Source organism: Rossellomorea aquimaris, assembly GCF_001877785.1.
GTDB classification, from domain to species: domain Bacteria; phylum Bacillota; class Bacilli; order Bacillales; family Bacillaceae_B; genus Rossellomorea; species Rossellomorea aquimaris_A.
This window is the reverse complement of the sequence record NZ_MINN01000128.1, coordinates 1-12,668: the sequence shown is the minus strand read 5'-3', so window position 1 is coordinate 12,668 and position 12,668 is coordinate 1. Positions and strand designations below refer to the sequence as shown.

General features: G+C 46.5%; 16 protein-coding genes and 1 riboswitch. Of the genes, 4 read left to right on the top strand and 12 right to left on the bottom strand.

All coding sequences use genetic code 11. The features are described 5' to 3' along the window. Positions 1-516: 516 nt before the first annotated feature. The 4 genes from BHE18_RS18440 to BHE18_RS18425 all read right to left on the bottom strand — a co-directional run bounded on the left by BHE18_RS18440 (position 517) and on the right by BHE18_RS18425 (position 2,502). Positions 517-945 (bottom strand): hypothetical protein, encoded by a 429-nt coding sequence (locus tag BHE18_RS18440; RefSeq protein ID WP_071619978.1) that lies wholly within the window; start codon positions 943-945, stop codon positions 517-519. A 46-nt stretch (positions 946-991) separates the two neighbouring features. Beyond that, positions 992-1,468, bottom strand: a complete 477-nt coding sequence (locus BHE18_RS18435) for an NUDIX hydrolase (protein ID WP_071619977.1) — start codon at positions 1,466-1,468, stop codon at positions 992-994. A gap of 75 nt (positions 1,469-1,543) precedes the next feature. Next, positions 1,544-1,786, bottom strand: a complete 243-nt coding sequence (locus BHE18_RS18430) for a DUF3221 domain-containing protein (protein ID WP_071619976.1) — start codon at positions 1,784-1,786, stop codon at positions 1,544-1,546. Between the two features lie 98 nt (positions 1,787-1,884). After that, positions 1,885-2,502 (bottom strand): NUDIX hydrolase, encoded by a 618-nt coding sequence (locus BHE18_RS18425; protein WP_071619975.1) that lies wholly within the window; start codon positions 2,500-2,502, stop codon positions 1,885-1,887. A 202-nt stretch (positions 2,503-2,704) separates the two neighbouring features. Between BHE18_RS18425 and BHE18_RS18420 the strand changes: the two genes are divergently transcribed. Further along, positions 2,705-3,037: an SdpI family protein gene (locus tag BHE18_RS18420; RefSeq protein WP_071619974.1), complete on the top strand. Its 333-nt coding sequence runs from the start codon at positions 2,705-2,707 to the stop codon at positions 3,035-3,037. Positions 3,038-3,368: 331 nt separating this feature from the next. On the opposite strand, the gene BHE18_RS18415 is transcribed toward BHE18_RS18420, so the two are convergent. The 5 genes from BHE18_RS18415 to BHE18_RS18395 form a co-directional block, all read right to left on the bottom strand. Further along, positions 3,369-4,718: a histidine--tRNA ligase gene (locus tag BHE18_RS18415; RefSeq protein ID WP_071619973.1), complete on the bottom strand. Its 1,350-nt coding sequence runs from the start codon at positions 4,716-4,718 to the stop codon at positions 3,369-3,371. Positions 4,719-4,988: 270 nt separating this feature from the next. Continuing rightward, on the bottom strand, positions 4,989-5,516 hold the full coding sequence (locus BHE18_RS18410; RefSeq protein ID WP_071619972.1) for an AAA family ATPase: 528 nt from the start codon (positions 5,514-5,516) through the stop codon (positions 4,989-4,991). Between the two features lie 159 nt (positions 5,517-5,675). Then, entirely contained in the window at positions 5,676-6,044 is a 369-nt protein-coding gene (gene crcB / locus BHE18_RS18405; RefSeq protein ID WP_071619971.1) for a fluoride efflux transporter CrcB, read from the bottom strand. Continuing rightward, complete coding sequence (gene crcB, locus BHE18_RS18400; RefSeq protein ID WP_071619970.1) at positions 6,041-6,421, bottom strand: fluoride efflux transporter CrcB; 381 nt, start codon at positions 6,419-6,421, stop codon at positions 6,041-6,043. Before crcB (BHE18_RS18400) ends, crcB (BHE18_RS18405) begins: the two co-directional genes overlap by 4 nt. Positions 6,422-6,494: 73 nt before the next feature. Further along, positions 6,495-6,555: riboswitch (Fluoride riboswitch) on the bottom strand. A gap of 10 nt (positions 6,556-6,565) precedes the next feature. Beyond that, a complete protein-coding gene (locus tag BHE18_RS18395) occupies positions 6,566-7,048 on the bottom strand; it encodes a dual specificity protein phosphatase family protein (RefSeq protein ID WP_235860388.1) in 483 nt (160 codons plus the stop codon). Between the two features lie 124 nt (positions 7,049-7,172). Between BHE18_RS18395 and BHE18_RS18390 the strand changes: the two genes are divergently transcribed. Together BHE18_RS18390 and BHE18_RS18385 are read left to right on the top strand one after the other, a co-directional pair. After that, on the top strand, positions 7,173-7,481 hold the full coding sequence (locus tag BHE18_RS18390) for a PepSY domain-containing protein (RefSeq protein ID WP_083573880.1): 309 nt from the start codon (positions 7,173-7,175) through the stop codon (positions 7,479-7,481). 155 nt (positions 7,482-7,636) lie between these two features. Continuing rightward, entirely contained in the window at positions 7,637-7,855 is a 219-nt protein-coding gene (locus tag BHE18_RS18385; RefSeq protein WP_071619968.1) for a hypothetical protein, read from the top strand. A gap of 152 nt (positions 7,856-8,007) precedes the next feature. Here BHE18_RS18385 and BHE18_RS18380 read toward each other — a convergent pair whose 3' ends face one another. Beyond that, positions 8,008-8,397: a DUF421 domain-containing protein gene (locus BHE18_RS18380; protein ID WP_071619967.1), complete on the bottom strand. Its 390-nt coding sequence runs from the start codon at positions 8,395-8,397 to the stop codon at positions 8,008-8,010. Between the two features lie 156 nt (positions 8,398-8,553). Then, positions 8,554-9,324: a 2,3-diphosphoglycerate-dependent phosphoglycerate mutase gene (gene gpmA / locus BHE18_RS18375; protein ID WP_071619966.1), complete on the bottom strand. Its 771-nt coding sequence runs from the start codon at positions 9,322-9,324 to the stop codon at positions 8,554-8,556. A gap of 109 nt (positions 9,325-9,433) precedes the next feature. Between gpmA and BHE18_RS18370 the strand changes: the two genes are divergently transcribed. Next, positions 9,434-11,134: a pyruvate oxidase gene (locus BHE18_RS18370; RefSeq protein WP_071619965.1), complete on the top strand. Its 1,701-nt coding sequence runs from the start codon at positions 9,434-9,436 to the stop codon at positions 11,132-11,134. A gap of 48 nt (positions 11,135-11,182) precedes the next feature. Here the strand turns inward: BHE18_RS18370 and BHE18_RS18365 are convergent, their stop codons facing one another. Continuing rightward, positions 11,183-12,217 (bottom strand): nitronate monooxygenase, encoded by a 1,035-nt coding sequence (locus BHE18_RS18365; protein WP_071619964.1) that lies wholly within the window; start codon positions 12,215-12,217, stop codon positions 11,183-11,185. Positions 12,218-12,668 lie beyond the last annotated feature (451 nt).

The following is a 12,668-nucleotide window of genomic DNA, read 5'->3' as shown; positions in this document are numbered from 1 at the left end:
GAGCACGCGTAATGCAGCCGCTGTCCTTTCCAGCAAAGTCCGAAATCACCTCTTTAATAAGCAAGTTAACTCAGGCAAAGAAAATTCGACAGGCGGCTCGATAATCTTAAAAATCGCCACAATAATTTCGATAAGGGCACAATTATATGGAAGTGGCAAGATAATTTGAATAAGAGGCACAATTATCCTGAAAGCGGCACAATAATACTGCTGGAGCGCACTTTCAAAGGCTCAATATAGAGTCACTCTGAATAAAAATGAGGCTAGGCCTGCAGAATTCACTCCTGCCAGTCATAATAAAGTCAATCCAAGCTTGTTTTCCTTCTTAAAAAGTCAGATTGTTAAATCATTGCGATCGTCACGACCGCAGTGACCGCCACCTTGCAAAGTGAAGCAATCAAGAAAGGGTTCAATTTCAAATTAATACCTGACTCATGAATGCAAAAATGATTTCATTTCGTTTCAAGATAGTCACTTCCCTTTTGTAAGCCAAGCTAACAACATCTCAGAATTCCCTTACTCTGCCTCAATATCAAAACGGGTAAAAGGCTCTTCATCTACAGTTACTTCAATCTTCCAAATCCCCGCTTTTCCCAGTGCGAATTTCGCGCCGCTCCTGTTGTTGTTTATTACCGCTTCATAAAGATCGACGGTCTCTTCCGTTTCCTTGTAGATAGCAGTCATTCTATATTTTTTCCCGTTCATATCAGCCGTATCATCTAAAAAATAGACTTCATAATGCCGTCCCTCCCCAACCGGGAACGGGGGTTCATCGGATGAACCGTTCACCTTAACGATTTCAAACTTGCCTTCCGTACCATGTATCGGCTCTTTTTCAACTGACTCGGCGTCCAATATCGCTGTTTCATCATTTTCTTCCCTGCATCCGGATAAACAGACTGCCGCAAAAATACAAAACATAAAGAAAATAGGTTTCATCTTCACGCTGAGTTCCTCCCCCATTGGTTGAATAATGGCGATTATTACCGGGTCAAGGGACCTGTCCCTCCGGCTCACCCGCAGCCAGCTCATCCACAAAAGGATGAATATAACTTCTGTACTCATCCGTTAATCCTTCGGGGAACTCTCTCAAATTGAAATACTTTAACTCTACGGATTCTTCCTGATCCATATCAATCTTCCCGTTTACATCCCTTGAAACAAATACAGCGGTGACTGAATATAATTCATCTCCGTTTGCTACTTTAAAATAATACTTGGGACCTGAAAATACGCCCAGCAGATTCAGTTCTCCCACTTGGAGTCCGGTTTCCTCTTTCACTTCTCTCCTTGCCGTGTCCTCCAGGCTTTCCCCAAGTTCCATCAGTCCTCCAGGCAGCCCCCAGCCGCCGTCCGTCCTATGCTGTAAGAGCAGTTCATTGAATTCATTCAGAATCAAGACCACGGATCCTGTCAAGATCAATGGTCTGCTGCCGACTGCTTTTCGCAGGTCTTTTACGTAATCCATATGCAGCGACCTCCTTTTCGGTATTGCGCTGAATCACTTCATGGTGATTTCCAGCAGATTATCGAAAAAAATGAACTATTCCATCCCCTTTACTGATAGAGTATTAATCTGAGCCGGATCCGACTCCCGGACTTGCCCGTCATACTCCACTTTTATCTTGTCTCCAACTTGAAATGTCTCTGTTTCATTCACTGATAAATCGACTAATACCCGCCCACTGAAATTCCCTTTTTCAACTTGGACTATGGCTCTATTATCAAGGAGTTCTTCAATCCTTCCTTCGAATGATACGCGGACGGCATCGTTTTTATCCCCCAACTCATTGGTTTGGCATGCCGCGAGTAAACAACTGACTATAACAAAGATTCATAATTTCATAGAGAGTTTCACTGAACATTCCTCCCCCATGTATAAACTTAGTCAAAAAACACATCTTCTCCCTGATTGTACAAATGCCAGAACATCATCCGAATCTGCGACTCTGTATTCCTCGCAACCGATAAAGTCGGCAATTCATCTTCCGCAAAGAAACCTACGGCGCTCGTTTCAATTCCTTCTTCCGGCTGCCCGCCAATGATGTCACACAGGATAAAAATTTTATACACATGATAAGGCGAAGGCGGATGCGGGTGGCATTTTTTATCCAGCACACCAAGAAGTTTCACAGCCTTTACGTCAAACCCGGATTCTTCCTTTGCTTCCTTCACCGCGACTTCGCCCGGAGAAAGTCCGATGTCACCCCAGCCTCCCGGGAGCGACCAGTCACCGTCAGTGGTTTCCCTGACCATCAATAGTTTATCTTCCTTGAATACGACCGCCCGGATATCCACCTTTGGCGTGGCATATCCCGTTTCATTGGCAAACAAATCCAGTATCACAGTTTCATCAGCCCCAGTATGCTGCGCCATCATTTCCACGCTCATCTCCCGGATCATTTCAAAACGTTCCAAATCATATACATCCTTGGAATAAGTCAGCCCTGCCTGCGAGATTGCCTGCAGCTGCTTCGCCCATTCCAGCCATTTCGGTTCCACAATGAATCACCTCACCTTGATTGTACCAAATTTTACCTGTTAGTAATTAGTAAGCTCAGAATATTTTTAAAAGAAAGCAACTTACCATCAAGGATATTTTCAAGCTGTAGCGAATGTAGTAAACAGCAAGTGTTCGACCAAAAACCTAAAGTTGAGGGATTTCAAATAGTATAGAAAAGAAAGCTCGGAAGGAGTAATAACTATGGAAAACCTGGGTCCCGCCCTTACAAATATCGCAGTCGCCCTGTTATTAATTGGATTGAACATTCCCCTTTTAAAGGGAAAAATAAAGATGAACCACTTCTATGGCATGCGGATCGGCAAATCATTCGAGTCTGATGAAATGTGGTACAAAATCAACAAATTCGGGGCGAGACTCTTCATTTTATGGTCCATCCCTATGCTGATCGTCGGGATCGTCTCCATTTTTCTGGATCCTTTTTCCGAACCGATATCCGTCTTTCTGACATTTATGCCATGCCTGATCATCATCATTCCCACAATCCAGGTCTTACTCTACTCCAACAGACTGTAATGCGGGTCAGGGGGACAGGTCCCTTGACCCATTTTGATCGGGGTTTTCGTGAATGTATCTGGTTAGGGCATCATTCAGACGCAAAGAAAATTCGACAAGTGGCCCAATTATCGGGAATCCGGCGCAATTACCTGGAAAGCGGCGCAATTAATTGTATTCTGGCGCAATAACTTTGAAAGTGGCGCAATTATCATGACAGCGGCACAATAAATATAAATATATTAATAATCTTGTTATTTTAGATCTCTTCGCTGCCAGCTGGAAGTGTTTATTTTCAAAAGTTTGCCTGATTGGTTTGAAAATCCCGTAAACTTACTATTAACACTCCTATTTAGTCAAAGAGAGCCGCTCGGACAGGCTCCTTCCAAAACCATGCCATCACCCCGCCCCGCCCCAGCCACCGCTCACCCAAACTGTAGGAATAAATCTTCTCCTCACCCGTCACCATATCCCTCACCTTATACCGGTTCTCCTTCACTTCATCCTCACCGATAATAATGACGTTCCTCACTCCGTCTTTATTTGCTTTATCGAGGAGTTTCCCGAGTTTTTTGCCGCTCATGTCGCATTCTACATTGTAACCATCTGCTCTCAGCTCATTCGCGAGGAGTAGTGCTTCTTTCCCCGTTCCCATGGGGATTACAAAGTAGTCCAGACCGGATTCAATGGCAGTCTTTTTCCCATCAATTGCCGCATAGATGACGTCAAGTCCGAACGAGATGCCGACTGTCGAGAAGGTTTCATCCGTCCCGAGGAGCCCCCCGATGGCATTGTCATATCTTCCGCCGCTGCCGATGCTTGATTTGAGCGATGCGTCTGTCAAAAACAGCTCGTAAATGGTCCCCGTATAGATATCCAGCCCCCTTGCCAGGAACGGATTGAAGATGCACTGCCCGTCAATCCCCAGATAATCGAGGACAGTCATCAGTTCCTGCAATTCCTCCAGACCCTTTTTCACCAGTTCATTCCCACGGGAGTACGGTTCAAAATAATCGAGGGAACGATTGTCTTCATCCTTCAAGAACCGTTTAATCGAACGCTGTGCTGCCTCGGAAACCTCCAGTTCACTCAATTCAGCGATAACTGCCCCAATCCCGACTTTTTCAAGCTTATCGAGGATCAATACCGCTTTATTGATCTTTTCACCCGGGACGCCGAACACTTCAAGGATACCCGTCAAAAGCTTCCGATTGTTATATTGGATTACTACATCCAGCCCAAGCCTGCGGAACGCCTCCAATCCCATCGCCATCAGTTCTGCTTCGGCCAGCTGCGAGTCCACCCCTACGATATCGACATCACACTGGGTGAATTCGCGGAACCGACCAGCCTTGACCGGACCATCCCTGAACACTTTGCCGATTTCATATCGTTTGAAAGGCATCTTCAAACCCGGGTTCATCGCCGCCACTTTTGCAAACGGAATCGTCAGGTCATACCTGAGGGCCAGATCCCTTCCGCCCCTGTCGGATAAAGTGTACATCTCCTCAAGGATTTCAGCCCCACCTGCGTACTTCGAAGCGAGCAATTCCGTATAATTCAAGATCGGCGTCTCAAGCGGCTTGCAGCCGTACTGGCTGAACACATCCTCCAGTGTACGCCTGATTTTGCACCTCACGACTTCCGCCTCCGGTAAATAATCCTGCGTCCCTTTTACATTCTGATAATCCATCTTTTTCATGATTCTCTCTCCTTTTCTTGTAAAATAAAAAAACCGCACCTGATGTAAGTGAAAACTTAATCAAATGCGGTTCATGAGAAATAACCTTCCTATTTGCGATTTTCATTAAAAATCGGATAGCAAGGTTACTCGATATGATGATGTAGTTGTAAGAATGATTTCTGTATCGCGTTAACCATTATTACTCACCTCTGAATTTAGATAAAGGTAACATATGGGAAATGGGAAATCAATAGGATACTATGAAAAAAATAATATATATGCGCGGCTTTAGTTTTCAACAACCATTTCCCCTTCTTCTTCAGGAATTTCAAACCCTCTAAGATATAAAGTCAACAGCTCTTCCGAAATGGGAAACGAGTTTGCATCAAACCGTTGATTACGCAAGGCGAGCCGTTCGCGCAAATCATCCGGGTGTACCTTCAAGTAAATGAGTTTCCACTTGCCGCCGGAATCTTCAATGAGTTTTTTATAACGGTCCCTCCTGGCACGGTCCCAGAAGCTGAAATCAATAACCACTTCCTGCTTCTGGCTCATCAGCCAGATTAACCTGTTTCGCAAAGTCTCTTCCGCTTCTTTTTTGTACTCCTCGATTTTTTCAATAGGGAAATCCACTCCGTACCTGCCCCTGGTCGCCCAGATTTCTTCATCAATGGAAAGACGCACAAAGCCTTCCTTCTCCAACCCTTTAGAAAACGTGGTCTTCCCCGATCCGGCGACTCCGCACATCATCACCACCAAAGGCTCTTCTTTGCTCCGATCACCTAAAATCCGGGCAAAATCAAAGTGCTCAAACATTCCGCCACCCCCGTTCTTATAGCTTCCACAGCTTTATATGGTCATGTGTATTTACTACCAATATTCTACGTCCGGAGGGAAGAAAAAAACCACTTCTCCAACATAAAAATGAGCCGCGGTACCTGTCCCTCTGGTTCACCCCTGGTTCACCCGGCCTGCCTATACAAACAATCGCCCAATCTCATATCCGACAAATGCAAGCAGGATTCCGCCGCCGTAACAAATTACGTTATACAGGATGAAGTCCTTTCTTCTTCTGTCGGCATGGAGCTGGATCCCTTCAAGCTTGAACGTGGAAAAGGTCGTGAATGAGCCTATGAATCCCGTGCCCAGCAGGAGGCTCCACACTTCGCCGGTCCCTTTTCCGATCAGCAGCCCCAGCAGGAGAGAACCAAGAATATTCACGAACAGCGTGGCTGCCGGCAGACGGAAGGTATGGTTTTTGTTGAAATATTGGCTGGCTGAAAAGCGGGCGATGGCCCCAAAAAAACCGCCGATCCCCACCAGTAATAAGGTGAATATACTCATCTCACCGCCTCCCCTTTCTGCATGCGGAATCCAATCCGGCTCATCGCCAATCCTCCGAGAATACTAACAAAAATATAAACCGCACCCAATAAGATGTGTCCATTCTCAAAAAGGGTCACCGTTTCTACGCTCAAAGTCGAAAACGTCGTAAATGAACCGATGAATCCGGTCCCGATCGCCGTTTTTACATGCCCCGGCAGTGAGAACTTCCTGACAAACGCTGTTGTAAAAAGGGCAAGCACAAAGCTGCCGATCAAATTGACCGTAAGCGTCGCATACGGGAACATGCCGCTTTCATCAAAAAACGCATAGCCGACCCAGTAGCGGAGCATCGCCCCAAGCGAGCCTGCAAGTCCGACCAACAGATATGATATCATCACAATTCCTCCAAACCCGAACAAATAAATACAAATTTTACCATTAATAAAAAAGACTCCTGCCAGCAACAGAGCACTGACAGGAGTCATTAGCCTTCCGGCGGTTAAAGGTGAACTCCATCACCTGTATGTTTTCCAAGATTATCATACTATATTTATGGGAAAATGAAAATCTTTTCGTGCCCGTAACCTTTGGTCACGGATTCCCAAATGAAGCTGATAGTCATCCAGCAATTTTAAATAATTTGGGGTCGGCTCAAGATCCCCTTTTTTCTGACGGACTGAAGCAAGTGCATCTTTGCTGCTCAGTCGAAAACGATACATATAAAATGCCGCAATGACAAAGCCAAGCCGCTGCACTCCGATTGTATCGTGGATAAGGATTGGATAGCCCCCATCAAACAAGTGATTAACCTGTGCCATTAACGTATCAACCCAGCGAATGTCCGGTTCCTTCTGTATGGTGACGGGTGTCCAAATCATGAATCGGTGAGAGAAGTTGAAAGGCGGAACATCAGGCTTCGTCCTTAAATTCACGATGGCTGCAATATGTTTCTCGACAAACGCCCAATCTTCAGCGGACAGCTTTCCATTGATATAAAGCCTGCCCCGTATCATCTCAGTCACGCTCAAGCAAAATCCCCTCCTCCATTCACTAGTATTAAAGTGTATGAAATTCAAACAATCTTATGCTTTGAACGAATAATTCCCTTTCTTCTACAGAACCTAATGAAAGAAAGGAGTGAATTCATTGAATAAGAAACAGATGATTGCAGGACTTACAACCATTGGACTGCTGTCCATAACCGGAACAGCAGGCGCAGCTGCCCTTTCTGAAACGGGCACACAATCCGTCGCACAAAATCAAATCACTGAATCCCAAGCAAAGGAAATTGCCCTGAAACAAATTCAAGGGACCGTCGTTAAGGTAGAGCTTGAAACAGATAACGGGGTGCAAGTCTATGAAGTAGATGTGAAAACACCAACCAAGCTGTTTGAAGTAAAAATCGATGCTAACACCGGAAAAGTATTAAAAGTGGAAAAAGAAAATAATAATTAATTCTGCCTGACTCCTGTTTTTTAACGGGAGTTTTTTTATTCCAGTTACATATGATAATCCTCTTTTTTTGAAGGAGATCCAATAAACTTATTACCATCGCGATTCCTGCGGTTTCGCTCTCTATTAAGATCTCAGGAGCAAGTGCAGATACCTTTATGAAATGGAAAGTAGGCCTCGACATTCCTGTCAGCTACACACCCGCTATCAATGCAGGAGAGAACGGCATCATCCTGAAAGGCGAACAATCAAACCCAAATAAATCAGGCATTCAATATGAACTTGTAAAAAAGGAAACTGGTCCGATCAGACTTTTGATAAGATCGTCATCAAACAACAAGGAACTTTCAGCAGGACGCTCAACATACCGCCAGTGAATTATCAAATTAAAATCAGCGGTTGTGGCAACATCGTAAACGGCAAACTGGAAGCCATCCCGAACTAAATCACCGGCCAGCCCCTCCGCATATAAACTTTAATGGGTGTTGGGCCTGGCCTTAACTTTTTATGACTCCCTATTCCACCTGGGTTATATCAAACACATCTTTCCCCATAAAAGCTGGTTCATATCATCAATCGTATATTTCAGCTTCTTCAGATTATGGTCCAAAACCTTGCCTTTCTCGATTAAAACGGTAGGTCCGCCGGAAATCCATTTTCTCAACTTCCGGCTTTTGGTGGATAGAACCATGGCAAGATAAAATACAGCGATCAGTGTGATGTAGGATATGAACATATATGTAAGTTTGATATCGAGATTGAAGGCCATATTCGCTATCAATGAACCAATCGTTACGGATAACGCAAAACTATAATGATTCTTATGCGAATTAATATGCTTGCCGACCGTGAAGGTGACAAGTAATAACACGATAAAACTAATGATAGACCTTACTGCTGTGATCAAAATATCCTCCATACTATAAGAACTCCTGTATGCGGCGTTTGTATTCATTGTGCCGTATTTATTTTAGCCTCGAAACCACACATGGCATAAACTCTTCCAATCTTCTGACCAAAAAGCGGGCCGCGGTACCTGTCCCCTGACCCGGGGAACGACCCGAATCCGACCCGCTCATCCCATCCAATGAAAATCAAACTCAGGGTCGTCCAGGTCAATATGCTTCGGCACCTCGCCTTCGGGCATTTCCCCGTCTTCGTTCAGGTAGTAGTGCCTGATCGGCTGGAGGTCGTCATCCAATTCGTAGACGAGCGGGATGCCGTTCGGGACATTAAGTGTGACAATGCCGTCATTAGGGATGTGATCGAGATGTTTGACGAGTGCCCGGAGAGTGTTGCCGTGGGCGGATATAAGTACACGCTGGTTCCTCTGGATGCTCGGCGCAATGGTTTCGTTCCAATATACAATCGCCCTCCTCTCGGTATCCAGCAGTGTTTCCGAAAGCGGGACATTTCCCTCTCCAATCGAAGCGTATTTAGGGTCGGACAGGTCCTTTTGGTGCGCATCGGCAGAGCTGTCCGGAGGCCTCACATCTGCGGACCTCCTCCATTCATAAACCTGTTCCTCGCCAAACTGTTCCCTGACCTCATCCTTATCGAGTCCCTGCAGCCCGCCGTAATGCCGTTCGTTCAGTCTCCAGGATTTATAGACCGGGATCCATACAAGATCCACCTCATGGAGCATGATCCAAAGCGTCCTGATCGCACGCTTCAAGACCGATGTGTGCGCCACATCAAAGAGATAGCCATGTTTTTTCAGAATGGCCCCCGCAATCCTTGCCTCTTTATAGCCGTCATCAGTCAGGTCTACATCCGTCCAGCCTGTAAACCGGTGTTCAAGATTAAAGCGGCTCTCTCCGTGCCGGATAAACACAATTTTCTTCATCACTCATCATCCTGCTCCGTTTTTTTCAGTATGCGCATCCAAGGAAAGAATTATTTTCACCGGAATGTATCACACTAATCTTATCTATATATGAAGAGGTGAACGTGTGATGTTCAAACAAACCGCAGGTGAAAAATTAATCGAGCAGCTGATCGAATGGGGCGTCGACCATATCTATGGAATGCCGGGCGACTCGATCAATTCCATCATCGAGCCTTTGCGGAAAGCGAAGAATAAGATTAAATTCATTCAAGTACGCCATGAGGAGGCCGGTGCGCTGGCCGCTGCCGCCTATGCAAAATTGACAGGGAAACTTGGCGTGTGCACGGCGATCGCCGGCCCGGGTGCCATCCATCTGTTGAATGGATTATATGATGCGAAACTCGACAAAGCCCCGGTCCTCGCGATCACGGGCCAGGTCGAATCGGATTTGATGGGGATGGACTATTTCCAGGAGGTGAATCTCGACAGACTGTTCGACGACGTCGCTGTCTACAATCAGCGCATCATGTCGGCCGAGCAGCTGCCGGCCGTCGTCAACCAGGCGATCCGTACCGCTTATGCGAAAAAAGGGGTGGCCGTTCTGACCATTCCGGATGACATCCCGCGTTTTGAAGTCGGAAAAGAAGCGCGGGTAACGACCAATTTTACCGTCAAACAGGAACTTGCACCGCTGAAGGATGATCTGAACAAGGTGAAAGTACTGATTGAACAGGCTGAACGGCCGGTCATCCTAGCAGGAAATGGCGTTCACGGAGAGCGGGAAACCCTGCTTGCTTTTGCTGAAAAAATAGGCGCTCCTGTTGTTTTGACTCTGCCCGGAAAAGGGGTCATCCCAGATAAGCACCCGTACTGTCTCGGCGGTCTCGGCCTGATCGGAACGAAGCCGTCATATGAAGCGATGCAGGAAGCGGATCTGCTTATGATGATCGGTACCTCATTCCCGTTCACGGGATTCCTGCCTGAACATGCAAAGACCATCCAAATCGACATCGACCCGACCCAGATCGGAAAGCGCGTCCCGGTGGATGCCGGACTTGCCGGGGATGCAGGTGCAACCCTCAGATGGATCACCGATCAGATTTCCAGGAAGGAAGACCGGGAGTTTTTAGAAAAGAATCAAGAACGGATGAACAAGTGGTGGGAAAAACTCGAAAAGCAGGAAGCGGACGAATCCGAACCGATCAAGCCGCAGCATCTCGTCCGTGCGCTGCAGCAGGTGGCGTCTGATGATGCGGTCATGTCAGTGGATGTGGGGAACGTCACGGTGTGGATGGCGAGGCATTTCCATATGACAAATCAATCATTCGTCATTTCCAGCTGGCTCGCCACACTCGGCTGCGGCCTCCCGGGTGCAATCGCAGGAAAAATCGCTTACCCCGACAGACAGGTATTCGCCGTGTGCGGGGACGGCGGTTTTGGAATGATGATGGCCGACTTCGTGACTGCAGTGAAATACGACCTGCCGATGGTAGTAGTCGTCATGAACAACCACAAAATCGCCATGATCAAATTCGAACAGGAAGTCATGGGCAACGCCGAGTTCGGCACCAATCTTCACAACCCGGACTTCGCCAAATACGCAGATGCCTGCGGCGGTGTGGGATACCGGGTCGAGCGCTCGGAGGATCTCCTCCCTTCCCTGCAAAAAGCCGTGATGCAAAACAAACCATGTATTGTCGATGTGGTCGTCGATGCAGATGAAGCACCAATGCCGGGGAACTTAGAATTTTCCCAAGTAGTCGGTTACACGAAGCATATGGTGAAGGAGCTGTTTCAAGAAGGGAAGCTGGATCTGCCTCCACTATAAAAAAAGCCGTCCCAGTGTGAATTTGCATGCGCTGGGACGGGCTTCAATTTAATTCTGCTTGCTTTTCCACAATTGCTCCATCAATTCTTCAACACTCATCTCACTATTCAATTGTCCAACACCCTGGCCAGCCCACAAAGACATCCGGGACGGATCATTTTGTTTCGCAGCTTCCTGCCGCATCGGCTTTGTCAATGTATTGAGGTAGGGATAAGGAAGTGCGTCCTGTTCACGATGTTCATTTTCTTTTATCCATGCATTCACGATTCCGCGTGCTTCTTTTCCTGAGAATACTTTCGTCAGTCTGGTATCCGATGCTGAAGCGTTGAAGATCTGCTGCTTATGCACCGGGTGTGCTGCGCTTTCTTTACAAACCAGAAAAGCGGTGCCGGCTTGAACGCATTGTGCACCGAGTTCAAGGGCTTCCCTAACACCTTTTTCATCGGTAATCCCGCCGGCCGCAACTACAGGAATGCCAATACGGCCGACAGTCTCCGTAATCAGCGTGGGCAATTCAACCGGCTTTGATTCTGGCAAAGATGCACCCTGGTGACCGCCGGCTTCCACTCCCTGTAAGACGACTGCATCCATGCCCCGCTCTTCCATCAGTATAGCTTCTTCCGCCGAACAGGCAGTCCCAAGCAGGATGCAGCCCGCGCCCTTCAATTTCTTCACCGCATCTTCCGGAGGGAGGTCGAACGTGAATGAACAAATTTCCACTTGGTGTTTTAGTAGTAAATCGACTTTTTGATAGAAATCCTGCCAGTCATCCTGGATGGAGGCAAACGGACGGGCTTTATCTGAATGGGGGATAATTCCCTTCCATCTTTGAACTTGTTCTTCTTCAAGTGCTTTTTCATGCTTTGGCACAAAAAGATTCACTTGAAACGGACGGTCAGTTTGCTGCTTCATCTCAAGCAGCTGAGTTTCCAGTACATCGGGATTAAGATAACCGGAGGCGATACTGCCGAGTCCGCCTGCATTTGAAACAGCCGCTGCAAGCCTTGGCGTCACCGCTCCGCCGGCCATCGGTGCCTGGATGATTGGTTTTTTTATTGAAAGCAGCTTCATCAAGTCGTTCATATTCATGCCTCCTTTGGAAAGGGATTATTTTGGGGTGTGTACCAGACTGTTTTTGATGAATAAGGGTCATGTTGGCTTTTATACCAGACTGGCTTCTTTGAAAAGGGTTTATATTAGCCCGTATGCCAGACTGTTTCAGTGAAATTTCGTTCTTTTAAGCCCAGATACCAGCTTGGCCCCAGTTAAAATGGTTCTTTTTAGCCTGTATGCCAGCTTGACTCCAGTGAATCTTTTAATTCCACCCGGAAATCTTTGAAAAACCATCATTAATCTTTGAATTCTGACCATTAATCTTCGAATTTTGTTAAATAATCTTTCGAAAACTAAAGTTAGTCTAAAAAGTGGACACACAAAGATGATAATAGGGCATAACTATAACTATTATTAATAAGGACGTGTATCCATGGGAAAGTACTATACAAACGAATATAAAGAATACGTAGCTAAAATG

Coding starts and splice junctions, on each gene's coding strand:
- crcB (WP_071619970.1), bottom strand. CDS start 6,421: ATGATATCATATCTGTTGGTCGGACTTGCAGGCTCGCTTGGGGCGATG.
- gpmA (WP_071619966.1), bottom strand. CDS start 9,324: ATGAAGAAAATTGTGTTTATCCGGCACGGAGAGAGCCGCTTTAATCTT.
- crcB (WP_071619971.1), bottom strand. CDS start 6,044: ATGAGTATATTCACCTTATTACTGGTGGGGATCGGCGGTTTTTTTGGG.
- BHE18_RS18435 (WP_071619977.1), bottom strand. CDS start 1,468: ATGGATTACGTAAAAGACCTGCGAAAAGCAGTCGGCAGCAGACCATTG.
- BHE18_RS18385 (WP_071619968.1), top strand. CDS start 7,637: ATGAAATGGAAAGTAGGCCTCGACATTCCTGTCAGCTACACACCCGCT.
- BHE18_RS18410 (WP_071619972.1), bottom strand. CDS start 5,516: ATGTTTGAGCACTTTGATTTTGCCCGGATTTTAGGTGATCGGAGCAAA.
- BHE18_RS18415 (WP_071619973.1), bottom strand. CDS start 4,718: ATGAAAAAGATGGATTATCAGAATGTAAAAGGGACGCAGGATTATTTA.
- BHE18_RS18370 (WP_071619965.1), top strand. CDS start 9,434: ATGTTCAAACAAACCGCAGGTGAAAAATTAATCGAGCAGCTGATCGAA.
- BHE18_RS18380 (WP_071619967.1), bottom strand. CDS start 8,397: ATGGAGGATATTTTGATCACAGCAGTAAGGTCTATCATTAGTTTTATC.
- BHE18_RS18420 (WP_071619974.1), top strand. CDS start 2,705: ATGGAAAACCTGGGTCCCGCCCTTACAAATATCGCAGTCGCCCTGTTA.
- BHE18_RS18365 (WP_071619964.1), bottom strand. CDS start 12,217: ATGAACGACTTGATGAAGCTGCTTTCAATAAAAAAACCAATCATCCAG.